20 protein-coding genes are annotated in these 25,312 nt (G+C 64.6%); 15 read left to right on the forward strand and 5 right to left on the reverse strand.

Annotated elements, in window-relative coordinates; genetic code table 11:
- Window position 1 precedes the first annotated feature (1 nt).
- The 5 genes from prmA to R2N11_RS15395 all read left to right on the forward strand — a co-directional run bounded on the left by prmA (window position 2) and on the right by R2N11_RS15395 (window position 4,537).
- Window positions 2-898 (forward strand): 50S ribosomal protein L11 methyltransferase, encoded by an 897-nt coding sequence (gene prmA, locus R2N11_RS15375; RefSeq protein ID WP_199031477.1) that lies wholly within the window; start codon window positions 2-4, stop codon window positions 896-898.
- A 96-nt stretch (window positions 899-994) separates the two neighbouring features.
- Window positions 995-2,479, forward strand: a complete 1,485-nt coding sequence (locus tag R2N11_RS15380) for a DUF3426 domain-containing protein (RefSeq protein ID WP_316681625.1) — start codon at window positions 995-997, stop codon at window positions 2,477-2,479.
- Between the two features lie 49 nt (window positions 2,480-2,528).
- Window positions 2,529-3,029 (forward strand): thiol peroxidase, encoded by a 501-nt coding sequence (gene tpx, locus R2N11_RS15385; protein ID WP_199031475.1) that lies wholly within the window; start codon window positions 2,529-2,531, stop codon window positions 3,027-3,029.
- A 95-nt stretch (window positions 3,030-3,124) separates the two neighbouring features.
- On the forward strand, window positions 3,125-4,060 hold the full coding sequence (locus R2N11_RS15390) for a carbohydrate kinase family protein (RefSeq protein ID WP_199031474.1): 936 nt from the start codon (window positions 3,125-3,127) through the stop codon (window positions 4,058-4,060).
- A 9-nt stretch (window positions 4,061-4,069) separates the two neighbouring features.
- Window positions 4,070-4,537: an outer membrane lipoprotein gene (locus R2N11_RS15395; protein WP_199031473.1), complete on the forward strand. Its 468-nt coding sequence runs from the start codon at window positions 4,070-4,072 to the stop codon at window positions 4,535-4,537.
- A 246-nt stretch (window positions 4,538-4,783) separates the two neighbouring features.
- Here the strand turns inward: R2N11_RS15395 and R2N11_RS15400 are convergent, their stop codons facing one another.
- Window positions 4,784-5,392 (reverse strand): histone H1-like DNA-binding protein, encoded by a 609-nt coding sequence (locus tag R2N11_RS15400; RefSeq protein WP_199032962.1) that lies wholly within the window; start codon window positions 5,390-5,392, stop codon window positions 4,784-4,786.
- Window positions 5,393-6,243: 851 nt separating this feature from the next.
- Here R2N11_RS15400 and R2N11_RS15405 point away from each other — a divergent pair.
- The 7 genes from R2N11_RS15405 (at window position 6,244) to R2N11_RS15435 (ending at window position 14,010) form a co-directional block, all read left to right on the forward strand.
- Complete coding sequence (locus R2N11_RS15405) at window positions 6,244-6,774, forward strand: hypothetical protein (protein ID WP_316681626.1); 531 nt, start codon at window positions 6,244-6,246, stop codon at window positions 6,772-6,774.
- 378 nt (window positions 6,775-7,152) lie between these two features.
- The gene (locus tag R2N11_RS15410) at window positions 7,153-7,968 is read left to right on the forward strand and encodes a collagen-like triple helix repeat-containing protein (RefSeq protein WP_316681627.1); all 816 of its coding nucleotides are present in this window, start codon (window positions 7,153-7,155) and stop codon (window positions 7,966-7,968) included.
- 140 nt (window positions 7,969-8,108) lie between these two features.
- Window positions 8,109-9,218 (forward strand): collagen-like triple helix repeat-containing protein, encoded by a 1,110-nt coding sequence (locus R2N11_RS15415; RefSeq protein ID WP_316681628.1) that lies wholly within the window; start codon window positions 8,109-8,111, stop codon window positions 9,216-9,218.
- Between the two features lie 64 nt (window positions 9,219-9,282).
- Window positions 9,283-9,738, forward strand: coding sequence for a DUF2147 domain-containing protein (locus R2N11_RS15420; protein WP_316681629.1), 456 nt, complete (start codon window positions 9,283-9,285; stop codon window positions 9,736-9,738).
- Window positions 9,739-9,953: 215 nt separating this feature from the next.
- On the forward strand, window positions 9,954-11,501 hold the full coding sequence (locus R2N11_RS15425; protein ID WP_199032957.1) for a methyl-accepting chemotaxis protein: 1,548 nt from the start codon (window positions 9,954-9,956) through the stop codon (window positions 11,499-11,501).
- A 149-nt stretch (window positions 11,502-11,650) separates the two neighbouring features.
- Window positions 11,651-13,006 carry a peroxidase gene (locus R2N11_RS15430; protein WP_316681630.1) on the forward strand — a complete coding sequence of 452 codons (1,356 nt, stop codon included), beginning with the start codon at window positions 11,651-11,653 and terminating at the stop codon, window positions 13,004-13,006.
- Between the two features lie 107 nt (window positions 13,007-13,113).
- Window positions 13,114-14,010, forward strand: a complete 897-nt coding sequence (locus tag R2N11_RS15435; protein WP_199033063.1) for an EamA family transporter — start codon at window positions 13,114-13,116, stop codon at window positions 14,008-14,010.
- A 7-nt stretch (window positions 14,011-14,017) separates the two neighbouring features.
- Here the strand turns inward: R2N11_RS15435 and R2N11_RS15440 are convergent, their stop codons facing one another.
- The 4 genes from R2N11_RS15440 to R2N11_RS15455 all read right to left on the reverse strand — a co-directional run bounded on the left by R2N11_RS15440 (window position 14,018) and on the right by R2N11_RS15455 (window position 20,159).
- Window positions 14,018-15,112, reverse strand: a complete 1,095-nt coding sequence (locus R2N11_RS15440) for a M14 family metallopeptidase (protein WP_316681631.1) — start codon at window positions 15,110-15,112, stop codon at window positions 14,018-14,020.
- Window positions 15,113-15,252: 140 nt separating this feature from the next.
- A complete protein-coding gene (locus tag R2N11_RS15445; protein WP_199033065.1) occupies window positions 15,253-15,684 on the reverse strand; it encodes a DUF1090 domain-containing protein in 432 nt (143 codons plus the stop codon).
- A gap of 148 nt (window positions 15,685-15,832) precedes the next feature.
- Window positions 15,833-17,041, reverse strand: a complete 1,209-nt coding sequence (locus R2N11_RS15450; RefSeq protein WP_199033066.1) for a ribonucleotide-diphosphate reductase subunit beta — start codon at window positions 17,039-17,041, stop codon at window positions 15,833-15,835.
- A gap of 154 nt (window positions 17,042-17,195) precedes the next feature.
- A complete protein-coding gene (locus R2N11_RS15455; protein WP_199033166.1) occupies window positions 17,196-20,159 on the reverse strand; it encodes a ribonucleoside-diphosphate reductase subunit alpha in 2,964 nt (987 codons plus the stop codon).
- 652 nt (window positions 20,160-20,811) lie between these two features.
- On the opposite strand from R2N11_RS15455, the gene R2N11_RS15460 reads away from it, so the two are divergent.
- Genes R2N11_RS15460 through R2N11_RS15470 form a run of 3 tightly spaced genes read left to right on the forward strand, consistent with a single transcriptional unit; the run spans window position 20,812 to window position 25,243 of the window.
- Entirely contained in the window at window positions 20,812-22,833 is a 2,022-nt protein-coding gene (locus tag R2N11_RS15460) for an alkaline phosphatase family protein (protein ID WP_316681633.1), read from the forward strand.
- A gap of 25 nt (window positions 22,834-22,858) precedes the next feature.
- A complete protein-coding gene (locus R2N11_RS15465) occupies window positions 22,859-23,056 on the forward strand; it encodes a hypothetical protein (RefSeq protein WP_199031429.1) in 198 nt (65 codons plus the stop codon).
- A gap of 39 nt (window positions 23,057-23,095) precedes the next feature.
- Window positions 23,096-25,243, forward strand: coding sequence for a phosphocholine-specific phospholipase C (locus R2N11_RS15470; protein ID WP_199031430.1), 2,148 nt, complete (start codon window positions 23,096-23,098; stop codon window positions 25,241-25,243).
- Window positions 25,244-25,312: the final 69 nt, after the last annotated feature.

The following is a 25,312-nucleotide window of genomic DNA, read 5'->3' on the forward strand; positions in this document are numbered from 1 at the left end:
CATGACGTACCGCGAATGCGTGCTCGAAGTTGCCCGTGACGACGCTGAGGCGTTGTCCGAGGCGTTGTTCGACCTGGGCGCGCTGTCGGTGTCGGTGGAAGACGCCGATGCCGACACGCCCGAAGAACAGCCACTCTTCGGCGAGCCCGGCCACGAGCCGACGCGCTTGGCGTGGAACCGTTCGCGCGTGGTCGCGCTGCTGGCGGACGACGCCGATCCGGCACTGCTGGTGGCAGCCGCCGCCAACGAGATCAAGCTGTCGCCGCTGCCGGCGTACACCGTGCGCGAAGTGGAAGAGCAGGACTGGGTGCGCGTGACGCAATCGCAGTTCGAGCCCATCCACATCGGCGAGCACATCTGGGTCGTGCCCTCGTGGCACGACGCACCGGAGCCCGACGCCGTGGTGCTGGAACTGGACCCGGGTCTGGCCTTCGGCACCGGCAGCCACCCGACCACGCGCCTGTGCATGGAATGGCTGGAGCAGCACGTGCAGCCGGAAGAGCGCACGCTCGACTACGGCTGCGGCTCGGGCATTCTGGCCATCGTCGCCAAGAAGCTCGGTGCCGGTGAAACCGTCGGCGTCGACATCGACCCGAACGCCGTGGAAGCCTCGCGCTACAACGCCGAGCGCAACCACGTCGAAGCCACGTTCGCCCTGCCCGACGATGCGCCGGAAGGCACGTTCGACCTGGTGGTCGCCAATATCCTGTCGAACCCACTCAAGCTGATGGCGGCCATGCTGTGCGCACGCGTGCGCCCGGGTGGCCGGCTGATCCTGTCGGGCGTACTGGAGCGCCAGGCGGAAGAAGTGGCTGCGGCGTACGCCTCGGCCATTCCGCTTACGGTGTGGCGTGCGCGTGACGGCTGGGTCTGCCTGCACGGTGTGAAACCCGCGTAATTTCACGGCAATGCGTGCTGGCGTCACCCGCAAAGGTCGACGCTGGCGTCACTGTCTGCAATACTCGCGCGGTCGGCTTTTTTCTCCTTGTTCTGCATGGCATCCGCGCCACGTCTCGCCGCCCGCTGTCCCAATTGCCAAACCGCGTTCCGCGTCGTCGCCGATCAGCTTCGGCTACGGGGCGGACTCGTCCGTTGCGGGCGCTGCAATCACGTCTTTGACGGGCGCGCGCATCTGATCGAACTGGGCGCGACGCCCACGCCGCCGGCAGCAACACCGGCCACACCGGCACCGCAGCAAGCTGACCCACGTGCACCGGCCGTCGGAACCACGCCCGCACCCGTCCCCGCAGAACCCTCCGCTCCGCCGACTGAGGCACCAGCCGAAGCTTCTCCGGCAACGCCCACGGCCGAAGACGACCACGGCTTCGGCATGACTTTGATCTGGGAGGAGGACGTTGCCGATGAAGGCGTCGCCGAAGTACATCTGGGCGAAGTCGAAGGCGCAACGCCAATTCCAGACGCGCATCCAACCGCCCCTGATACGCGCCCGCTGACTGACGAGTCACCGGCCAAATCTGCTGCCGAACCTGCACCCGCGGCTGAGCCCGTCGCAGACGTACCTACCGCCGCGCCCGTTACACCGGCATCGCCCAACACGCCGCCAGTGGCACCGGCTGATCCGTTTCACGGCCTGCCGCCGATCCGGGAGTTTGAGGACGACGAAGATGCATTCGCGGCAGCCCTGCCCAAGCAACGGTCGGCAGATTTGCCGCCCGAGACGGTCGTCCCGCCCGTACCCACGCCTGCGGTAACGAAGCCCGAAGCGCCCGCACCGACAACGCCCGCCGACGCGGACAAGCACGATTCGGTCTGGATGCGCCACGAGACCGATCCGCACACGATATTCGCGCCGGTGCCGCGCCGGAACCATCACGCGCGCCGCGCGCATGATGAGCACGACGGTCCGACACCACAGCGGACGCTCACCGGCGCACCACGTCCGCGCAAAGCGCGTGGGCCGAACCATGGTGTCTCGGCCGCCACACTCGATTTCTTGCGTGCCGCACAGGCGCGTGAGCAGGTACGCAAGTCGACAGGGCGCCGTGCGTTGGCGCGCATTGCGATCGGATTCCTGATCGTGTTGGCCGTGGCACAGGCGCTCTTCCTTGGTCGTTCGGAAATCGCCCGCCGCGCGCCGTCCACACGACCATTGTGGGAGGCGCTATGCCAACCGCTGCATTGCAAGATCGCCCCGCCGCGCGACCTCGACGCGCTGCAGATCGAGTCGTCGCAACTGCAGCGTCAGGAAGGTGATGCATCCGACCAGTACGTGCTGACCGCCACGCTTCGCAACCGCGCCGGCAACCCAGTCGCCTTGCCGGCCATCGAGCTGGTGACGACCGATCTACAGGACCAACTGCTCTCACGCCGCGCGCTGCTGCCCAGCGACTACCTGAACCCGACCGACAGTGCATACGGTACGTCAGGTCTGCCCGCCCGCGCCGAGCTGCCGATTCGGGTACGATTCCAGTCCCAGCGCCCGACGGCCAACTACCGGGTGCTGATTTTTTACCCCTGAATTTTCCCTAGACTCACCCCCAACACGCATCAAAGGAAGGAGCAACACCATGGCAAACGTGACCCTTGGCGGTAACCCGATCGAAGTCGGCGGCCAATTCCCGACCGTCGGCGCGAAGGCCCCGGCTTTCACGCTGGTTGGCGCAGACCTGAAAGACGTGTCGCTGGCTGACTTTGCCGGCAAGCGCAAGGTCCTGAACATCGTGCCCAGCCTGGACACCCCGGTGTGTGCCACCTCCACGCGTAAGTTCAACGAAGCCGCCGCCAAGCTGGACAACACCGTCGTGCTGTCGATCTCCGCCGACCTGCCGTTTGCTGCCGGCCGCTTCTGCACCACCGAAGGCATCGCCAACGTCAAGCCGCTGTCGACCTTCCGTGACAAGGGCTTCAAGCAAGCCTACGGTGTCGACATCACGTCGGGCCCGCTGGCAGGTGTGACCGCCCGCGCCGTGGTCGTGCTCGATGCCAACGACAACGTCCTGTACTCGCAACTCGTGCCGGAAATCAAGGAAGAGCCGAACTACGACGCCGCCCTGGCCGCGCTGAAGTAAGCTCACCCGCATTGCCGTGAGACCGGCCTCCGGTCTCGCATTCATCACACGGCCGTCCGCTTGGACGGCCGCGTTCACATCTGGAGCCTTCCAATATGGCCAGCGTGATCTGTGGCTCGGTTGCCTACGACACCATCATGACGTTCGACGGGCACTTCCGCGAACACATCCTGCCGGACAAAATCCACATTCTTAACGTCTCCTTTCTGGTGCCGACCATGCGCCGGGAGTTCGGCGGCTGCGCAGGCAACATCGCCTACACGCTCAAGCTGCTCGGCGGCGAGCCCATCATCATGGGCACGGTCGGTCAGGATGCGGGGCCGTATCTGGATTACCTGAAGAAGCTCGGCATCTCGACCGCGCATGTCACGGAAATCCCGGACACGTTCACCGCGCAGGCCATGATCACGACCGACCGCGACAACAACCAGATCACCGCGTTCCACCCGGGCGCGATGAGCCAGTCGAGTGTGAACTCGGTCAAGGATGCGCTGCCGGCCAAGCTCGGCCTGGTGGGCCCCGACAGCCGCGACGGCATGCTGCATCACGCCACACAATTTGCCGAAGCCGGCGTGCCGTTCATCTTCGACCTGGGCCAGGCGATGCCGCTGTTTGACGGCGCCGACCTGCGCCGCTTCGTTGAACTCGCCAGCTACGTCGTGGTCAATGACTACGAAGCGCAGGTCATGCTGTCACGCACGGGCTACAGTGCGACGGAGCTTGCGCAACGCGTCGAGGCGTTCATCGTCACGCGCGGGGAAGAAGGGGCGGAAATTCACGCCGGCGGCAAGCAGTACACTATTCCGGTCGTGCCGGCCGAACGTGTGGTCGACCCGACCGGTTGCGGCGACGCGTTCCGCGGCGGCCTGCTCTATGGCATCGAGAACGGCATGGATTGGGAAACCACCGGCCGACTCGCCAGCCTGATGGGCTCCCTCAAGATCGCTTGCCAAGGCCCGCAGAATCACGGCCTGCCCGTCGACGAGATTGCCCGGCGCTTCGAATCTGCTTTCGGGTACCGGTATCAATAAGGAATGAACATGAAACCCATCTATCGCATCGGCGCTGCGGCCCTGCTGGTCGCCGCCCTTGGCCTGCAAGGCTGCGCCATGGGCACCAACTCCAACAGCGCCTATACCTCGGGACAGGCGCAGCGCGAGCAGACCGTGCGCTTTGGCACGGTGGATTCGGTCCGCAATGTCGTGATCGACCGCGAGCAGACCGGCGTGGGCACGATTGCCGGCGGCGCCATCGGCGGCATCGGTTCTGCAGCCGCCATTGGCCGCGGCAACGGTTCGGTGGCAGCAGGTGTGCTGGGTGCGATTCTGGGTGGCGTTGCAGGCAGCGCGATCGAAGGTCAGATGAACAAGCGCCCCGGCTTGGAAATCACAGTCAAGCTGGACAACGGCGAGTACCGCGCCATCACGCAAGACGCCGACGAGGCTTTCCGCCCCGGCGAGCGTGTACGCCTGCTGTCGTCGGGCGGCGTGACCCGCGTGACGCACTGACCCATCGCCGGGCAGCCAGCCTGACGCATCAGCAAGACCGCATCGGTGTCGCGCCGGTGCGGTTTTTTTTCGTCCTGGAGAAACGCGCAGGCCATCACCCGGACAAGAAAAAGCCCGCCGGGGCGTAGGCCGATCGGCGGGCGGTGCAAGACACCAGGTCTTGCGGACCGGATACAAAGTATCCGATCAGGTGGGCGCGACCTGCGCGCCGCTGTGGTCCCGGAGGATCACCGTCGCAAGAATGACTTACGGACGGTTGCCAGTCGGGAACGGCCATGCAGCAGCCGGGTTCAGCGCGGTCTTGGCAGCGGGTGCAGCAGCAGGTGCAACGGCCGGAGCAGCAGCGGGCTTGGCGACAGCCTTCTTCGCCGGAGCCTTCTTCGCAGCAGGCTTGGCAGCAGCCTTCTTAGCGGCCGGCGCCTTCTTCGCAGCAGGAGCCTTCTTCGCAGCAGGCTTAGCAGCAACCTTCTTGGCAGCCGGTGCCTTCTTGGCAGCAACCTTCTTCACTGCGGCCTTCTTGGCTGCCGGTGCCTTCTTGGCGGCAACCTTCTTCACTGCGGCCTTCTTGGCAGCCGGTGCCTTCTTGGCGGCAACCTTCTTCACTGCAGCCTTCTTGGCTGCCGGTGCCTTCTTGGCAGCAACCTTCTTCACTGCGGCCTTCTTGGCTGCCGGTGCCTTCTTGGCAACGACCTTCTTAGCTGCAACCTTCTTGGCAGCAACCTTCTTTGCCGGTGCCTTCTTGGCGGCCGGAGCAGCCTTCTTTGCAGCGACCTTCTTAGCGGCCGGAGCCTTCTTCGCAGCGGCCTTCTTGGCCGGGGCCTTGGCGGCCGGTTTCTTCTTAGCAGCAGTTGCCATGGGAAACTCCTTCGAGATTGGGTATCGAACTATCGAGATTGAGCAACCCGACCGGCCCGATCCCACGATGCATTGGCATCGCCAGACCAACCGAGCGAGCGATTCATCGGCGCGCCACCAGACTGCAGCCGCACGCTAATGAATTCGGTAGGAAGACCCGCAACCCGCGCGGTGGACGCACGCAGCAAGTTGCACATCTCGGCTGAGCACACACGCGCAGCCGCAGCCGGCCGGACCAACTGCATCCGGCGAGTCTTCATCAATTGAGAGAACCGGGGCATCGTGGCCACACCGGTTGAAACCTGATCTTGCGCGAGTCGCTGTGTAGAGTGCAAAGCCGCTTGCAGCGTGACTTTGCAGACAGCGGAAATCTGGAGAGCGCGCGTTTTCTTTTGGGGGTAGTACGCCCATCCCAACGAAGGGATCGCAGAGACGGCACCGAGTTCAAACAGCCCTGTCGGCGTGGCGTGCATCAAAGTGGTTACGCTCCTCGACTACCTTTCACTTGCCGCTTGCTTGGAAGTTCATCGTCGTTGATCGCGCGAACCGCCCTTGCATCGAAGTCAACGTCTTGTCAAGGCGAATCATAATTCGTTTGCGCGGTGATGTTAAGAGATTTATGCAAAAAGCGCGGCGAGTTTTGGTGAAGGATTGCGCCGCGTCTGTGCGTCGTCGCGATTTGGATCGCGCAAGCACGCATGTCGACCTCTCGATTGCGCATTTTCTTGCGTCGTGACATCACGTCAACGCGTTGCTTCACGCAGACACTCGCTTCCCGCGAACCCAATGTTCATGCCGGTTTACAGCAACACGCAATGTTGTGCGCGTGTCGCTCGCAAGCATGCGCGCGCATGACGCGTGAACGCTGCGATGTCGTGCGTGTCAGCTGCGCGAGCAACGCGATGCGTGTCGAAAAAAACGATGCGCGGATACGACAACGCGCACGAATTTTTCGCGCGATCACACGCAGTCGACGCGCAGCACGCATGCGCATCGACACATTGAACGTGTTCATCGACATCGATGACGCGCTCCTCGCTTGCGTGCAACGCGCGATGTGCGGGCTCGACGCAATCGCGATGACCAAAACGTTCGACACGACGCATGCACGTGCCGCAATTCGCGTGCCGTACATCGAACGCGTGATCGTCGACGGCGCGATGCGCGTCAAGGTGGATCGCGTCGGCACGTTCGCATCGATGTCGATGCGAGATGACGCACCAATGTCATCGCGCAGGTCGATGAACACGCAAGCGAACACATCCACACGTGTCGTGTGCACAAACGCGCGATCACGGCGACACGCGCACGCGCCGGCATGTCCCCCATCGCGGGGAAACCCTGCTCAGCAGCTGATGAAAACCGCGCGCAACCGCGTTTGAAACGAGGCGGTTTTGCGACGATAGAAGGTTTGTTCTACGGCAATCCGGGCGCCATCTTTGCTGCAGCGTCGATACTCCGAGACCGGCTTCAGCCAGCGCTTTACGAGGATCGACCACGTTGGAATGCTGCAATCGCATATCGGCGCGTCAGGTTGGCGCTGATTGTCATGCCATTCGGTTTCACTTCACGATCCGATCACCACGTCAGCACGGCATCGATCGCGCGGCGTGGCGCGGACCTGCGCGTGGCCCGTGATGAGACAGGGAGATCGTTGCCAACCGCACGTGTCAGACACTCGGTTGGTGACATACCCGAGGAAGAAAGAGCGCAAGACAGAAGGGGTCCAACAGAAGCGTTCTAAGCAGTGGAGGCACAAGATGCGCGATCCAGCGTTCTTGTTCAGTTCGAACCCACCGGAGTGTGGGGTTTTCCCGCAGACCCAGCGTCGTACGTTGCGCCGGATGCCTTGCTCAGTGGCGGCTGCGTCGCTGGTGTTGCTGGCTGGGTGCGCGAATTCGGGTAGCGGTGACATGGGAACGTCGCTGGGCGGCGGCAGCGATCCGCAATCGAAGCCGACGATCACGGCGTCGAGTTCGCCAACGTGGTCGAACGGCAACGGCAGCACCGCATCGGGCAGCACCAGCAGCACGCCGATCGCAACGCTGACCGGTCCGGTCGAGCAAGTGACGACGACCACCGTGGCAGCCATCGTGCCGCTCACGACCACGCTGACTTCCGCTACGCAGACACTGGGCGCGGCAACAGGTCTGGGTACACCGGTCGGCGGCGTGCTGACGACATTGGGCAGCGCACTCGGCAGCGAGGGCAAGACGATCACCACAGCTGGCAAAGGCGATGCGCTGGTGTCGACGCTAGGCAACACGATGAGTGCGCTCGGCACGATCACCGGCGGGCTGTCTGCGGTGGTCACGCCGATTGCGCCTTCTGCCGGCGGCGGTACGACTGCACCGGGTGGCGCACTCGTCGGTGCGCTGCCTGGCGGGCTCGGCAGCGCGCTGGCACCGGTGACGACCGCAGTCGGGTCGTTGACGATGGCGATTCCAGGTGCCGGCACGCTCGGCGGCGGTGCCACCACGAGTTCGCCGGTGGGTGGGCTGGGCAGCATCGGCTCGACGGTCGGCGGACTGGTCGGCGGACTGCTGTCGGGCATATCACCCGGCGCGCATCACTGATGGCCTCAGTGATTGAGAAAACGTTCTTTGCATTCGACGGCAAACGCAGGCGGATGCTGCCCACTGGACGCCAGATGCGCGTTCTTCTGACACCCGGTGGTGATTACGCGGTACGGGCCGCGCTGACAAGGAGACTCACCATGAAGATTCAAACCCCGCTCCAAACTTCTTCCGTTTCGTCGTCGGCTTCTGCGTCATCCCGCACGCTGCTGGCGGCGGCCGCACTGGCCGTGCTTGCGCTGGCCGGTTGCGCCTCGGGCGGCAATCCGAACGGCGACACGACCCCGTCGTCAACCGCCAACAACAGCCCGGGCGCAGTGCCTGTCGGCAACGTTGCCAGCAACGGCGGCAACGTCGTTACGCAGACCGGCAAGACGGTGAGCGACCTCGGCACGACGATCGGCACGGCATCGTTGCCCATCGTGGGCGGCACGGCTACGCAGAAGGATCTGGGTGCAACGATCACCTCCGCCGGCAACACAGTCCAAACGCTGGGCGGTGGCATCAGCAACGGGCTGGGCAAGATCGGCTCGACGCCCGACCCGGTCGGCACGACGGTGCAGAGTTCGGGCGCCGTGGTGCACTCGACAGGCGTCACGCTGGTGAATGCGGGGCAAACCGTGAGCGATCTGGGTGCCGCGGGCAGCCCGCTGGCGCCGCTGAATCCGATCACCTCGCCGGTGGGCAGCGGCGTGTCGGCACTCGGCCAGGTGGCACAAGGCGCCGGTGGGCTGGTGACCATTGGCACGTCCAGCGGACCGGTGCAGCAGGTCACGCAGCAGTTGAGCAATGCGATCGTGCCGCTGTCTTCGCAGGTTGCGGGGGCCGGTCAGCAGGTAGGTGCGGCGACCATGCTCGGCGCGCCGCTGGCCGGTGCGCTGAACACCGTGGGCGGTGCCCTGCAGAGCGGTGGAGCGCAAGTCGGCGCAGCAGGCGGCAATGCACTCACGCGTGACGTGGGTGGCCTCGTCGGCGCAGTGGGCAGCACGGTAGCCAGCGCCGGTGGCCTGGTCAACGGTGGAGGCAGCGGTTCGACCAACCCGCTCGCGCCCATCACGAATGCGCTGGGCGGTGGCATCGGTGGCACAGCCGGCGGTAGCAACCCGCTGGCGCCGATCACCAGTGCACTGTCGGGCGGCGCCAACCCGCTCGCCCCGATCACAAATGCGCTAGGTGGCGTCACGAACGTCGCCGGCGGCTCGGGCAGCAATCCGCTGTCCCCCCTGACCGGTGCGCTGAGCGCCCATTGAACAAGACGATCTGCGCGACCGATCACCCTCACCGATTTTTTTACCCTGATAAGGAGACACCACGATGCAACGCACCCCTCACTCTCTTGCACGTCTGGCCGGCGCACTGGCACTCACACTGGCCGCTGGCGGCGCCTTCGCGCAAGCCACCCCCGCAGGCACCTGGAAGACCATCGACGACAACACGGGCAAACAGAAAGGCGAAGTGACCATCGTCGACAACGGTGGCGTGTTCACAGGCAAGGTCACCAAGATCCTGGTGCCGGGCGACGAGAGCAAAACCTGCACCAAGTGCACGGACGACCGTAAGGACCAACCGATCCAGGGTCTGATCATCCTGAAGGATCTGAAGGCGAACGGAAACAACAACTGGGATGGCGGCAACATCCTCGACCCGGAAAACGGCAAGGTCTACAGCGCCAAGATGTCGCTGGATGAGACGGGCAAGAAGCTCACTGTGCGCGGCTTCATCGGTATCAGCCTGCTCGGCCGCTCGCAAACATGGATTCGCGAGCAGTAAACCCCCGCTAATAAAGAAGCCTCCCAACGCGCGGCGGTGCCCTCTGTGGGCGCCGTCTCTTCGGGCGCCGGTGCTAGCCGGCGCCTTCTTTTTTGCGCATGCACAGCGCCGCACCCTGCCTTAATTAAGCCTTCACTAAAGAACCAGCCGCAGGCCGCCGTTACACCCGGAGGGAACTGCCCGCTAGGGGCACAACAAAGTGGAGAAAACGCGACATGCGACAGTGGACACTCAAAGCAAAACTGCGCCTGGCGCTGGCCCTGATGTGGCTGGGCTTGATTGGCGTCGGCGTATGGAGTGCCATGGAAACCCGCTCGACGATGCTCGATGAGCGCAAAGTCGGGCTGCAGAATCTGGTCGATGCGGCCGAGGGTGTTGCCAAGCTGTATCACGCCAAGGCGCAATCCGGTGCCATGAGCGAGGAAGACGCCAAGAAGACCGCGCTGGCCACGCTCGCCTCGATGCGCTACGGCACCACCGGCTACCTGTTCGTCGTCGATTCGCAGTTCATCCTGCTGATGCATCCGACCCTGGCCGACATGGTCGGCAAAAGCACCGCCGGCTTCAAGGACCCGACCGGCAAACCCGTCTACCCGACCATCGTCAACGCGGCCAAAGACAAGGGCTTTGGCTTTGCCGAATACCAGGGCCGCCTGCCCGGCAGTGAGACCGCCCTGCCGAAGATCGGCTATGTGAAGCGCTTTGCGCCGTGGGACTGGAACCTGTCGAGCGCGGTGTTCCTGCAGGAGGTGGACGCGGCCTACCATCACTCGCTCATCGCCAATCTGATCGTCATCCTGCTGGTGGGTGGCATGGTGTCGGCGGCCATGTCGCTCATCATTCGCAACGTACAGCGTGGGCTGGGCGGTGAACCCAGCTACGCCGCCGAGGTGGCCCGCCGCATTGCTGCCGGTGACCTGGCCGTGCGCGTGCAAACCCGCCCGGACGACCGCGACAGCATGCTGGTCGCCATGGCGCAGATGCAGCAGCAACTGACGGGCACCATCGGGCATATCAAAACGTCGGCGGATTCGATTGCCAGCGCCACCAAGCAGATCGCCGCCGGCAATGCGGATCTGTCGCAGCGCACGGAAGAGCAGGCCAGCTCGCTGGAAGAAACGGCGTCCAGCATGGAAGAACTCACCAGCATCGTGAAGCAAAATGCCGACAATGCGCGCCAGGCCAGCCAGCTCGCGGGCAACGCATCGGACATCGCCATCAAGGGCGGCGAAGTGGTTGGCCGGGTGGTGGACACCATGGCTGGCATCAACGACAGCAGCAAGAAGATTGCCGACATCATCGGCGTGATCGAAGGGATTGCGTTCCAGACCAACATCCTCGCGCTCAATGCCGCCGTGGAAGCGGCACGCGCCGGCGAGCAAGGACGCGGCTTTGCAGTCGTGGCCGGTGAGGTCCGCAGCCTGGCGCAGCGCAGTGCCACTGCGGCCAAGGAGATCAAGGAGCTGATCAGCGATTCTGTGGGCCGCGTTGAAAACGGCACCACGCTGGTGGCGGAAGCTGGCAGCGTGATCGATGAAGTGGTCGTGGCGGTCAAGCGCGTGACCGACATCATGGGCGAAATCAGCTCGGCGTCGGACGAGCAAAGCTCGGGCATCGAGCAGGTCAACCAGGCCGTCAACCAGATGGATGAGGTGACGCAGCAAAACGCCGCACTGGTCGAACAGGCAGCGGCGGCAGCATTGTCGCTGGAAGAACAGGCGCAGGTGCTGCGCGACGCCGTGGCGTCGTTCCGCACGGTCTGATCCGGCGCCCGAAACTGGGGCCGAAAGCGCGAGCCGAACCCCGCCCAAATCCCCAACGAGCGGAGGGGCGGCGGTTCGTGCCCGGTGTTGCCGCATGGTGTTATGCTGGGCGGCAGAGGAATCAATACAAACAACACGTTGGAATAGCCATGCCCGAGCGCAACCGGCCGCCATTCAGGGGCCTTACTGGCGCGATTGCCGGGTCGACTACCAGCGCCCAGGCCGTAACAGGAGACAACCCTGGAGATACGCCCGGCGGCGCCCGCGAGCCGATGTCTGGCGCCCGCCCCAACACCGCGCGCGATATCGCTGCGCAGGATCTGGCTAGCGATACCGCCTTGTGGCGGTTTGCCCTGGCGGCGGAAAACGGCGGCCGCGGCCCGCATCCTGACGCCGCGCTGCGCGATGATCTTTCCATTCTGCGCATCCTGCGTAGTGCAGATGGCCTGCGCCTGCTCCGGCAAGGACTGCGCAGCGCATTTCCGGGTGCTGCCCTGCGCCTGACCACATTCTGGCCAGAAGAGCAACCGCACGCCTACCCGGCCCGCGCTGAAGCACGCCCCGCCGAGTTTGGCGACCTGCTGGTGCTGTTCCGCCTGCGCGGTGCCGTGCCCACGCTCGATTGCCGCGCGCTGTTCCTCACTGCTCGCCGCATCGATCAACCCGACGATGCGCTGGACAAGCACCACACGCTGCCGCAGATCAACCTGTACGAAGGCTGGCCCGACTTCAACGTCTACGCCCGCTCGCCGATCAAGTCGCGCAATGCCGCCTTTCTCGGCAAATTTGATCTGTCGTCCGAGTTGGAGCCGCTACGCCGCATCGGCCGCGATCAGCGTCAATGGCGCTACCTGACACCATGCACCGGCCTGCAAGCCCACTCGCAGTGGCCCGGCGCCCGGCCGCTATCACCGCTGCAATGGCGCTGGCCTTCGGGCCTACAAGCGGGCGGCACGCGTCCGATGACGGGCTCGTTCACCGGCCTGTTGCGCCAGCTTGCCCGCCCAGAAGGTGCGGGCGAGGACTGCTCCGCCGGCACCGAAGTGCCAACCTGGGGACGCCTGATCAACAGGCTGCTCGACCATAGTTGGGAAGTCGCCCCAAGCCACGCGCTCAAGAGCGGCAATATCTCTGCGCTGGCATTCTGGACGCGGCTGCGCGGCTTCCTGACGGCTGAATACCTGCTCGGCACGCATTCGCTGCAGAAGGGGTTCGGCGCATCGCTGCAGTTTGAGATGGCCAACGGCCTTCAGGATATTGTCCGAGACGACTGGACAGCTACCACCGGCTTCGACCCCGAGGACTTGGACGTGCCCGGCGTGCGCAGCACACTGCAGCGGATTGCAGCCTCCAAGCTGGCCGTGTTCGGCATGAGTGCCGAAGACCCGGCGCCACTGGCCGCCCCGCGCCCGCAGCGCGGTGTCACACCACGCCCGGACGGCGAACGCGAAGGGCAGCGCGTGCTGCTGATCGACGTGATCCGCCCCAGCGCAGCAGCCCTGTAAGGGCTCCGCCCGCGTTTCGAGAAAAACCCGCACCCACGCTGCCGAGAACGCAATGTTTTCTCGACAGCGTGCGGCTATGCTGTAGCGTTGCGTCTGCTGCACCGCCCATGTCTTCCGCTGCCCCCGCCTCTTCCGCTTCCACCACATCGTCCCCCTGGATGCCCATTCTTGCCCTGATGGGTTCGATGGCCTCCGTGTGCCTGGGCAACTCGTTTGCCAAGACGCTGTTCCCGGTGCTGGGGGCGGCCGGCACCGTCACGTACCGCATCACCATCGGCGCGGCGATCCTGCTGGCGTTCTGGCGGCCGTGGCGCCTGCACCTGACCCGCGCAGACGCCGGTCGCGTCGCCATGTACGGCGTCACGCTGGCGAGCATGAACCTGCTGTTCTATCTGTCGCTGCAACGGCTGCCGATTGGCATTGCGATCGCCATCGAGTTCACCGGGCCGCTGGTGCTGGCGGTGGTGCTGTCGCGCCGGGCGCTCGATTTCGTATGGATCGGGCTGGCGGTGGTAGGCCTGCTGATGCTGTCGGTTGGTGACAAGGCGGTCGGCCAGGTCGATCACCTGGGGGCGGCGTACGCGCTGGCAGCCGGTGTGTGCTGGGCGCTCTATATCCTGACCGGCAAGAACCTTGGTGGCTTGCCCGCGGGCCAGGCCACGTCACTGGGCATGACCGTGGGGGCGTTGTTCGCGATTCCGTTTGGCGTGGCGCAGGCGGGGTCCGCACTGCTGACACCGTCGCTCATTCTGGCGGGGCTGGGCATCGGGCTGCTGTCGAGCGCGATTCCGTATTCGCTGGAGATGGTGGCACTCAAGCACCTGCCGGGCAAGACGTTCTCTGTGCTGCTGAGCCTGGAGCCAGCCATCGGTGCACTGGCCGGGGCCATCGTTTTGCACGAGCAACTGACCGGACGGCAGTGGACAGCCATTCTGGCCATCATCGCCGCGTCTGCAGGGTGCGCACTGACGGTGCGCGCCCCCAAGCCAGCGCACAGCAAGTGAGAGTGTTCTAGCCGGAAACCCGCGCCACGGCTTGCAGCACAGCCATGCGCGTCTGCGCGTAGACCATGCCCTTCCACTCAGGCACATCGCAATAGAACGCATCGCGCAGCGCGCGGCGGATACCGGCCGCCTGCGCAGCGCCACGTTCCGGATGTCGATGCAGCCAGTGGTCTGCCCGCAGCGCCTGTAGCACCGCCAGCGGGGCGAGTGTGCCGAACTCCAGCGTGACGCAGGTTTTCTCGATGCCGGGCGGCAGTTCGTACGCCACGCCCACCAGATCGCCCTTGACCACGGATGACACCGACCCCGGCGCGGCAATCGGCCGGACATCCGCACCCCACGTGCGGATGGCGCGCTCAAGCTCAGCCGGGTCGGGGCTGTTGAAAATCTTCTCGCCGTGGCCGTAGTGGCCGAGCCCGGTATGCAGGTCGATCCACATGAAGCGGGCGATGTGGCCAGAAGCGGCGGCCACATGCCGCGACACCAGCCCGCGCATCTGCACAGTGCTCCAGCAGGGGGCGGTTCCGCCGTAGAACATGCCGTCCGGCACGCGGTATTGCCCGCTGGTTGCGGCGTCCTGCAGGGCTTTCTCGCCGCGCGTGACCATGTAGTGCTGCAATGCTGCCTGATCCGCCTGGCTGGGCGGCCACGTTGGCGGCAGCAGTAGCGGATCGACCTCGAGATAGGCCGGATTGGCCGACACCGCCTCGGCAAAGTCGACGCTGTTGCGGTTGAGATCGACGTTGTCTTCATTCACACGGCGCAGATGGGCGAACCCATACGGGTTGACTGCGTGCACCAACAGCAGCGCCAGCCTGGACGCCGCCAGCCGTGCGAAGAGTTCATCGTCGTGCAGCAAACCGATCTGACAGCCGGAGCCGCAGAACCCCTCCACACCGTGCACGCCGGAAGTGACGACCAGCAGCGCATCGGCCTGTGTCGGCGAGAACAGCGCCGTGTCGATCGAAAGCGGCTCCCCGGACGGCCCGAGCGCATCCGGGTGGAGATGCCGTGCGACGCCCATCCCCCGGGCCTGGGCAGCCGCCAGGAACTTGGCGCGCGCTTCATCGTAGGTTTGGGAGAAGAAGGATTCGACGGTCATGTGGGGCCCAGGATGGTGGGAAGACAACGGTCGTACGCTTTGGATTATCGGGGGCGGGCCGAATGCAGGCAATTCCGGTGCTGCAACAAAAACAGGGGCCGAAGCCCCTGTCCATCCTGTCATGACACCTTTCGGGAAACTCAGCCCTTCAGCGCGGTCAGATCTGCTTGCGCACTGCGCAGGTCTTCCTGCTTCTCACGCAGTTTGTCCTGCTTCTCGGCCAGTCGTTTCTGCGCCTTGGCGATGCGCTTGACCTCGCCCTTGCTACGCGAATCCCGCAGCTTGTCTTCGGCTTCGCGCAATTCCAATTGCGCCTTCTGAACGTCCCGTTCGGCTTCGCGCACCTTGCGTTCTGCGTACTCGGCCTGACCTGCATTGGTGCAGTTGGCTTTGGTGTTCGCCAGTGCGTCTTGCAGGCCGGCAATCCGGAACGTATTGCCATACTGCTTGGCCATCTCAATCTGCGTCTCAATCGCGCGGATCTTGGTGGCGCAGTTCGTCGTGTCGGCAAACGCCGCAGACGTGCCCAGCACGGCAAACGGCATGAGGGCGACGAGGAGGGTCTTCTTCATAGGAGCGTCCTTATATTCAGTCCATCGATACAGCACGATAGGATGATCGTTGGTCACAGCCCATCAGGTTCAACAGATTCTCAACAGGCCGTGACAAATAAAAAAGGCCCGAATGGGCCTTTTCTTCAAACTTGGGAGCGGGAATCGATTATTCCCACGACAGCGCACCGCCGGTCTGGTACTCGATCACGCGCGTCTCGAAGAAGTTGCGTTCCTTCTTCAAGTCGATCATCTCGCTCATCCACGGGAACGGGTTTTCCTCGTTCGGGAACAGCGCGTCGAGGCCGATCTGCTGGCAACGACGATTGCAGATGAAGCGCAGGTAGCCCTTGAACATCGGGGCGTTCAGGCCCAGCACGCCGCGCGGCATGGTGTCTTCCGCGTAGCGGTATTCCAGGTCGACGGCCTTCTTGAACAGCTCCGTGATCTCGGCCTTGAACTCGGCCGTCCACAGGTGCGGGTTCTCCAGCTTGATCTGGTTGATCAGGTCGATGCCGAAATTGCAGTGCAGGGATTCGTCGCGCAGGATGTACTGGTACTGCTCGGCAGCGCCGGTCATCTTGTTCTGACGGCCCATCGCCAAAATTTGCGTAAAGCCCACGTAGAAGAACAGGCCTTCCATGATGCAGGCGAACACGATCAGGCTCTTGAGCAGCTTCTGGTCGTTCTCCGGCGTGCCGGTCTTGAAGGACGGATCGGTCAGCGTGTCGATGAACGGGATCAGGAACTCGTCCTTGTCACGGATCGACTGCACCTCGTGGTATGCGTTGAAGATCTCGGCCTCATTCAGGCCCAGCGACTCAACGATGTACTGGTAGGCGTGCGTGTGGATCGCCTCTTCAAACGCCTGACGCAGCAGGTACTGGCGGCATTCCGGCGCGGTGATCTGGCGGTACGTGCCCAGCACGATGTTGTTGGCGGCCAGCGAGTCGGCCGTCACAAAGAAGCCCAGGTTGCGCTTGATGATGCGGCGCTCGTCTTCGGTCAGACCGTTCGGGTCTTTCCACAGGGCGATGTCGCGCGACATGTTGATTTCTTGCGGCATCCAGTGGTTCGCGCAGCCGGCCAGATACTTTTCCCAGGCCCACTTGTACTTGAACGGCACCAGTTGGTTGACGTCGGTCGCGCCGTTGATGACGCGCTTGTCGGCAGCGTTCACGCGGCGGTTGCTTTGTGCGGCAGCAGCGTTCGGGTTGTTGCCCAGGATGCCGGTACCGACAGCCTGTGTGGCCGACGGGGGCAGCATGCCACCCTGATCCGGCGTCACGGATTGCAGTTGCGGCTGCGGTTGATACACCGGTTGCGGTGCAGCTTGCGGTTGTGCGGCAGGTTTGACGTCGTCGTCCCAGCTCAGCATGGAGTTTCTCCGTTGTATTTCTGTTGGACCGACCAGTGGAGCGCATGTTTCGATACACGCGCACCACCGGCCCGGTCGCCGATGTCAGTGAATGAGCCGCATCATTGATGCCATGCGGCCCCTGGGGCGCTTTGGTAACAGCCCGCTCAGTGCTTTATTGGCAGGCTTCGCACTCTTCGAAACCGGGGTCGCCCGGGCGCATCGTGCACACGGCGCCTTCGGCTTCCGGCATGGCCTGCGCGGTGGCAGCAGCGGCATCCAGCGCGCTGGTCGGCGCAGCCTGCGATGCACCCGCCGCCGACACGCCACCCACATCGCTACCCGACGACACGGCGTTCAGCGTGCCGCGCGACACGGTCGACTTCTCGACGTGCGTGGCGCCGATCGTGCGCAGGTAGTACGTGGTCTTCAGGCCACGCAGCCATGCCAGCTTGTAGGTATCGTCCAGCTTCTTGCCCGACGCACCGGCCATGTAGATGTTCAGCGACTGCGCCTGGTCGATCCACTTCTGGCGACGCGAGGCCGCTTCCACCAGCCACGTCGGCTCCACCTCGAAGGCCGTTGCGTACAGGTCGCGCAGGTCTTGCGGGATGCGGTCGATGCGGGCCAGCGAGCCGTCGAAATACTTCAGGTCGGCGACCATCACTTCGTCCCACAGGCCGCGTGCCTTCAGGTCGCGCACCAGGTAGTCGTTGACCACCGTGAACTCGCCCGACAGGTTCGACTTGACGTACAGGTTCTGGTACGTCGGCTCGATACAGGCCGACACGCCGATGATGTTCGAGATGGTGGCCGTCGGGGCGATCGCCACGCAGTTCGAGTTGCGCATACCGTATTGCTTGATGCGGCCGCGCAGGCTGTCCCAGTCCATCGTCGACGACATATCCGTTTCCAGATAGCCACCGCGCTCTTCGGCCAGCAGCTTGAGCGAGTCTTGCGGCAGGATGCCACGATCCCACAGCGAGCCCTTGTAGCTGCTGTAGCGGCCACGCTCTTCGGCCAGTTCGGTCGATGCCCAGTAGGCGTAGTAGCAGACCGCTTCCATCGAGGTGTCGGCAAACTGCACGGCACCTTCGCTGGCGTACGGAATGCGCAGCACATGCAGCGCGTCCTGGAAGCCCATGATGCCCATGCCAACCGGACGGTGGCGCAGGTTGGAGTCACGTGCCTTCTTGACCGCGTAGTAGTTGATGTCGATCACGTTGTCGAGCATGCGCATGGCGGTGCGCACGGTCTTCTTCAGCTTCTCGTGATCCAGCACCACGCTACCGTCGGCCTGCTTGACCAGGTGCGCCACCAGGTTCACCGAACCCAGGTTGCAGACGGCGATTTCGCTGTCGTTGGTGTTCAGCGTGATTTCCGTGCACAGGTTGGAGCTGTGCACCACGCCCACGTGCTGCTGCGGGCTGCGGATGTTGCACGGATCCTTGAACGTGATCCACGGGTGACCGGTTTCGAACAGCATGCCCAGCATCTTGCGCCACAGTTGCAGCGCCGGCATCTTCTTGAAGAGCTTGATCTCGCCGCGCGCGACCTTGTCTTCGTAGCCCAGATAGGCCTGCTCGAATGCCTTGCCGACCTTGTCATGCAGGTCCGGGCAGGTGGACGGCGAGAACAGCGTCCACTCGCCGCCTTCCATCACACGCTTCATGAACAGGTCCGGAATCCAGTTGGCCGTGTTCATGTCGTGCGTGCGGCGGCGGTCGTCGCCGGTGTTCTTGCGCAGCTCCAGGAATTCTTCGATATCCAGGTGCCACGTTTCCAGGTACGCGCAGACGGCGCCCTTGCGCTTGCCGCCTTGGTTGACTGCGACAGCCGTGTCGTTGACCACCTTCAGGAACGGCACCACGCCTTGGCTCTTACCGTTCGTACCCTTGATGTGCGAGCCGAGTGCGCGCACGTTGGTCCAGTCGTTGCCCAGGCCGCCGGCGAACTTGGAGAGCAGCGCGTTTTCCTTCAGCGCTTCGTAAATGCCGTCCAGATCATCCGACACGGTGGTCAGGTAGCACGACGACAACTGCGAACGGCGCGTGCCCGAGTTGAACAGCGTCGGCGTCGACGACATGAAGTCGAACGACGACAGCAGTTGATAGAACTCGATGGCGCGGGCTTCGCGGTCGATTTCGTTCAGGGCCAGGCCCATCGCCACGCGCATGAAGAATGCCTGCGGCATCTCGATGCGGGTTTCGTTGATGTGCAGGAAGTAGCGGTCGTACAGCGTCTGCAGGCCGAGGTAGTTGAACTGGAAGTCGCGCGAGGCGTCCAGCGCCGCGCCCAGCCTCACCAGGTCGAACTGGGCCAGCTTGTCGTCGAGCAGCTCGGCGTTGATGCCGCGCTTGATGAACTGCGGGAAGTAGTCGACATAACGCGCGCTCATTTCCGCTTGCGTGACTTCTTCGCCGAGGATCTCGCGGCGGATCGTATGCATCAGGATGCGCGCGGTGACCTGGCTGTACGCCGGGTCCTTTTCGATCAGGGTACGCGAGGCCAGGATGGCCGAGTCGTACACCTGGCTCATCGGCACGCCTTCATACAGGTTCTTGACCGTTTCCTTGAGGATCGGCTCCGGGTCCACTGCGTCGCCCAGACCTTCGCAGGCCGAGACGATCACGTTGCGCAGCGCCACCATGTCCAGCGGGCGGGTGATGCCGCCGTCGGTCACGTTCAGGCCGATGAAGGCCGGTTGCTGCTGCGTTTCGCCGGCCTGTGCGCGCTCCTGGGCGCGGCGCTCGCGGTACAGCACGTAGGCGCGGGCCACGTCGTGTTCGCCCGAGCGCATCAGGGCCAGTTCCACCTGGTCCTGCACGTCTTCGATGTGGAACGTGCCACCGTTCGGGCGGCTGCGCAGCAGGGCGCGCACCACGTTCTGCGTCTGTTGGTCGACCAGCTCGCGCACACGCGCGGAAGCAGCGCCCTGCCCGCCATTCACGGCGAGGAAGGCCTTGGTCATCGCCACAGCAATCTTGGAGGGCTCGAAACCAACCACCGCACCGTTACGGCGGATGATCTTGTAGTCAGCGTAGCCGGTGCCGGGGGCCACGGCCGTGCCGCCAGCACTTTGCGCAAATTGGGAAGGATTGGCGGTGCCGGAGTGAATTTCGGATTGGGCCGTTTGCATAAGGACTCCTGTTGAACCGTTCGATTGGCGGCTCGCCTGGGGTGATGAACCCTTGGCAAACCCTTGCGCCGCGCAGAGAAAAAGAGACGGAAAAGGCCCTTGCCTTTCCTCGGCCCCCAAGCGCCGGCTTGACCCGCCGTACGCTCGCCCCCGCGCGGGCGCCGAAATGAGAATCCCGGAAATTCACCACTACATCTAGTGTGTCACCCCGGGATTGGCGCTAAGTATAGTGGGCCAATCGAATTTGCCTAGTCTTGACAGATGGGGTTTCGGGGGCTTTTTTGCAATCGGAATGCAGCGCCGCAAGCCCGCCATCCCAGTCTGTACAAAGGGCCGTCGGGACTCGCGTGTGGCGTCGCAATGGACACATTTCCAGAATAATTCTTTCTATCACCTTCGCAAGATCAATAGACCTCACCTCATCTGCGGTAGGGGTATGTGTGGCGCGCACTGCACTGGTGCGCAGATGCACCGCATCGGCTTCCGATGATTCCTCGTGCACTCAAGAAATCCGAATAGCGGCATCAGTATTCTTGCCGCGCCTGTCACCTGAGCGACAGGCCCCGTCCCTACTCTTCGGTCGCATTGCGGGGGAGCGCAATCAGAGCGGCCCGCGCCCGCGCGCCGCGCACACAGACCGAGGAAAACCGACATGGCTTCGAACCAACCTGCCCGCCGCCTGCTCACGGCCGCGCTGGGCGCAACCGTGGCCGCCACGCTGGCGGCCTGTGGCGGGGGCAGCGACAGCGCGCCCGTCGCCAACCCTGGCGGCACGAATGTGCCGTCCACCAGCGCCAGCAAGAAAGTGCTGGTGGTGGGCGTGGATGGCGCGACCTATGCGCAGGTGCAGAGCGCGCTGCTGCAGCGCAGCCTGCCGAACCTGGGCACGCTGTCCGTGATGCCCGCCTCGACCGGCGGCACGCTGGGCACAACCACCGCGCAACCGCCGTTGGATACGCCGAGCTGGGCCACCGTGCTGTCGGGCGCCTGGCAGAACCGACACGGCGTAACCGACGACACCGTCGTCACGCTGGCCGCCCCGACCGTCTTCAGCTACGCGCGCAGCGCCGCCAAGGCCGCCGGCACCACGCAGCGCCTGGGCGCAGCCGTCAGCTCGGCCGTGCTGCCCGCGCTGCTCAAGGCCGACCAACAGGCCGGCAACCTCGACACGCTGGTCGACTGCGCCCAGGTGGACACATGCGTCACACAGAACAGCGTGAAGCTCGTGCAGTCCGGCTATGACGTCGTCTTTGCGCAGTACACCGCGCCCGCGGCCGCCGCTCTCGCCTCGGGCCTGCAAAGCGATGCGTATGCCGCCGCTCTTGGCAGCGTCGACCAGGCCATCGGCACGCTGCAGGCCGCCATCGCCCAGCGCCGCGCTGCCAACCCGAACGAAGACTGGCTCGTGGTCGTCACGACCAGCCACGGGCTGGATGCCACCGGCGCCACCACCTCGGCGCCCACGCTGGAAAACCGCACCGCCTTCATCGCGCTGAACAAGACCGTCAATCCGGCCCTGGGCAAGAACGGTACGGCTGCGCCCACGACCGAAGCCGCGCTGGCCGCCCTGCCGAGCGAAGCCGACATCGTGCCGACCGTGCTCGCACAGCTGAACGCCGCCGTGCCAGCGATGGCGCACAAGCTCGACGGCGCTGCGCTCACAGGCAACACGGTGGGCGTGCGCAACCTCCAGAGCATGGTGGGTGCCTACAGCGCCTCGCTGGTGCTGAACTGGCAAAACCCGACCACCGCCAGCGACTCGATCACCGTGCTGCGCGATGGTAAGCAGGTCGCCACGCTACCCGCTACGGCCACGCAGTACACCGACAGCAGCATCGCCACCGCAAGCGGCCTCTATCGCATCAACTACACGCTGGTGCGCAATAACGTGCCGGTGTCGATGCTGGCGCAGATCAACTACGTGGCGCCGACACCGCTGGCCACGACGCTGACCAACGGTCTGGCGATGTACTACAGCTTCGACCCGCTGCCACCGACCGACCGCAAGGCCGGCTCGACGCTGGGCCCGTGGGTGGCCGGCACCGACGGCGGCTCGGCCGTGACCGATCCGTTTGGCGGCAAGGCACTGTCGGTCGATTCCCGCATCGACGCCTACAAGCTCACGCAGAACGGCGCCGATATCGCCCAGAGCCCGCAATTCACCATTGGCTTCTGGTTCAAGTCGGACTGCACGCAGGGCAACGGCACAGGTGAGCCGATCCTGTCCAACAAGAACTACACCTCGGGCGCCAACGCGGGCATCGCCTTCGGCCTGTTCGGCGGCTGCGAAGTGCGCTTCAACCTGGGCAGCGGCGGCAAGCGCGACGACATCCAGGGCATGAAGTTCAGCGCCAACCAGTGGGCGTACCTGGCCCTGTCGGTCGACACGCAGACCAAGCTGTTCAGCGCCTACATCCTCGACCCGGTACTGGGTGTGCAGAAGACCGAGGACCGCGCCATCGCCAACACCGACGTCACCAAGCTCAATGGCCTGGCCACCAAGGTTTGGGGCCTGAACGACGACGCCACGCATAACTACGTGCCCAACAACTCAGGCTCGCTCAAGGGTGTGATGGCCTACGACGACCTGGCCATGTGGACGCGCCGCCTGACGCTGGACGAACTGAAGTCGATCAACGGCTCGCACCAGCCGCTGTCGTCACTGAACCCCTGACCCCCCAACCCGAACGAGACCGCTCATGAAGCCCTTCATCAACCCTCTCGCGCGGCCGCACTGGCTGGCCGCCGCGCTGCTGTGCGCCGCCACCTTGTCGCTGTCGGCCTGCGGCGGTGATTCGAACGACGGCACGCCTGGCACCGGTAACCCCGGCACGGCCCAGCCGGATCAGCCCGGCCAACCGCCGGCCAACAAGCCGAACCTGCACTGCGCTCCGTAAGCCGCGCTGCCTCCTCATCGACTTGCGTTTGAGACCGACATGACTTCCAACACAAACAACGGCAGCCGCCGCAACTTCCTCAAGATGGCCAGCACGGGCGCGATTTCCGCCGCCGCGTTGGCCGCCTTCCCGCCGTCGATCCGCCGCGCGCTGGCGATTCCGGCCAACAACGCCACCGGCACGATGCGCGACATCGAGCACGTGGTGATCCTGATGCAGGAGAACCGCTCGTTCGACAACTACTTCGGCACGCTGCAGGGTGTGCGCGGCTTTGGTGATCGCTTCCCGATCCCGCTGGCGGGTGGCCTGAACGTCTGGCAGCAGACCTACACGAGCGGCGGCACATCGCGCACGGTGCTGCCGTACTACCTCGACAGCAGCGCCGGCAACGCGCAGCGCGTCTCGGGCACGCCGCACAGCTATCCCGATGCGCAACAGGCGTGGGACCTCGGCCGCATGAGCAAGTGGCCGACCTACAAGCAGACGCAGTCGATGGGCTACTACAAGCAGGCCGAGCTGGATTTCCAGTTCGCGCTGGCCAACGCCTTCACGCTGTGTGATGCGTACCACTGCGGCTTCCACGGCGGCACCAACACCAACCGCCTGTTCCACTGGACGGGCACGAACGACCCGACGGGCGCGGCAGGCGGCCCCGTCATCGACAACAGCGGCGATCACCTGGATGCCGGTGTCACCTACAACTGGACGACCTACCCCGAGCGCCTGCAAACGGCCGGCGTGTCGTGGAAGGTCTACCAGAACATGCCGGACAACTTCACCGACAATCCGCTCGCCGGCTTCAAGACGTATCGCGACGCCAACGCCGCACGCGGCAACGCCAAGGACGGCAGCCCGTTCCCGGCATACACGCCGGCTGACGAGACGATCAGCCCGCTGATCAAGGGTGTGGGCAACACCATGCCCGACGGCGGTTTCCTGCAAGCGCTCAAGGACGACATTGCCGCCGGCCAGTTGCCGCAAGTGTCATGGATCGTCGCCCCGGCCACGTACTCCGAGCACCCCGGACCGTCGAGCCCCGTGCAGGGCGCGTGGTACACGCAGGAAGTGCTCAATGCGCTCACCGCCAACCCGGCGGTGTGGAGCAAGACCGTGCTCTTCATTAACTTTGATGAGAACGACGGCTTCTTCGACCACGTGCCGCCGCCCGCTGCCCCGGCTTATGACAACGGCGTGCTGGCCGGCAAATCGACAGTGAGCACCGCCGGCGAATACCACACCGACAAGAACCCGTACGGCCCCGGCCCGCGCGTGCCGATGTACATCGTCTCGCCATGGAGCCGCGGCGGTTGGGTCAACTCGCAGGCGTTCGACCACACCTCGGTGCTGCGCTTCCTGGAGCTGCGCTTCAACGTCAAGGAGCCGAACATCAGCGCGTACCGCCGCGCCGTGCTGGGCGACCTGACCAGCGCCTTCAACTTCGTCAACCCGAACAACGAGACGCTGCCCACGCTGCCCAGCCGCGACAAGGCCACCGCCGACTCGATCCGCACCGCGCAAGGGTTGAAGCCGCAGGTGCCGGTGCCCTCCGTGGCCGCACAGCAACTGCCGGTGCAGGCAACGGGCACGCGCCCCTCGCGCGCCCTGCCGTACGAGCTGCACGTCAGCGCCCGTGAAGACGCCACCAACCGTGCCCTGCGCCTGATCTTCAGCAATACCGGCACGGCCGCCGCGGTGTTCCACGTATACGACCGCCTGCACCTGGACCGCGTGCCGCGCCGCTACGCGGTTGAGGCCGGCAAGATGCTCGACGATGCCTGGGACGTCTACACCGCCGACAAAGGCAAGTACGACCTGTGGGTGCTCGGCCCCAACGGCTTCCACCGTGCGTTCTCAGGCGATGTGAGCGCTGTGTCGGCCGCGGGTTCGAGCGCGCCGGAGATCCGCGTGTGCTACGACCTGGCCAACGCCGAGGTCTACGTGACGATGATGAACACCGGCACCACCGGCTGCACCTTCACCGTCAAGCCCAACGCGTATCGCACCGATGGCCCGTGGACGTTCGACATTCCCGCGGGCAAGCAACTCGACCAGCACTGGCCGATCGCGCGCCAGGGCAACTGGTACGACTTCACGGTGACGGTGCCGCAGGGCGGCTTCACGCGGCGCTTTGCCGGCCGTATGGAAACCGGCAAGGACAGCGTGTCCGACCCGGCCATGGGCACCTAAGGCGGTGAACTAAGAACTAGAAAGATCTGCAGGGAGGAGAACGCGGGCGGCCTTCGCAAGGGGGCCGCC

The sequence above is a fragment of the Ralstonia flaminis genome (assembly GCF_958415495.1).
Lineage (GTDB): Bacteria > Pseudomonadota > Gammaproteobacteria > Burkholderiales > Burkholderiaceae > Ralstonia > Ralstonia flaminis.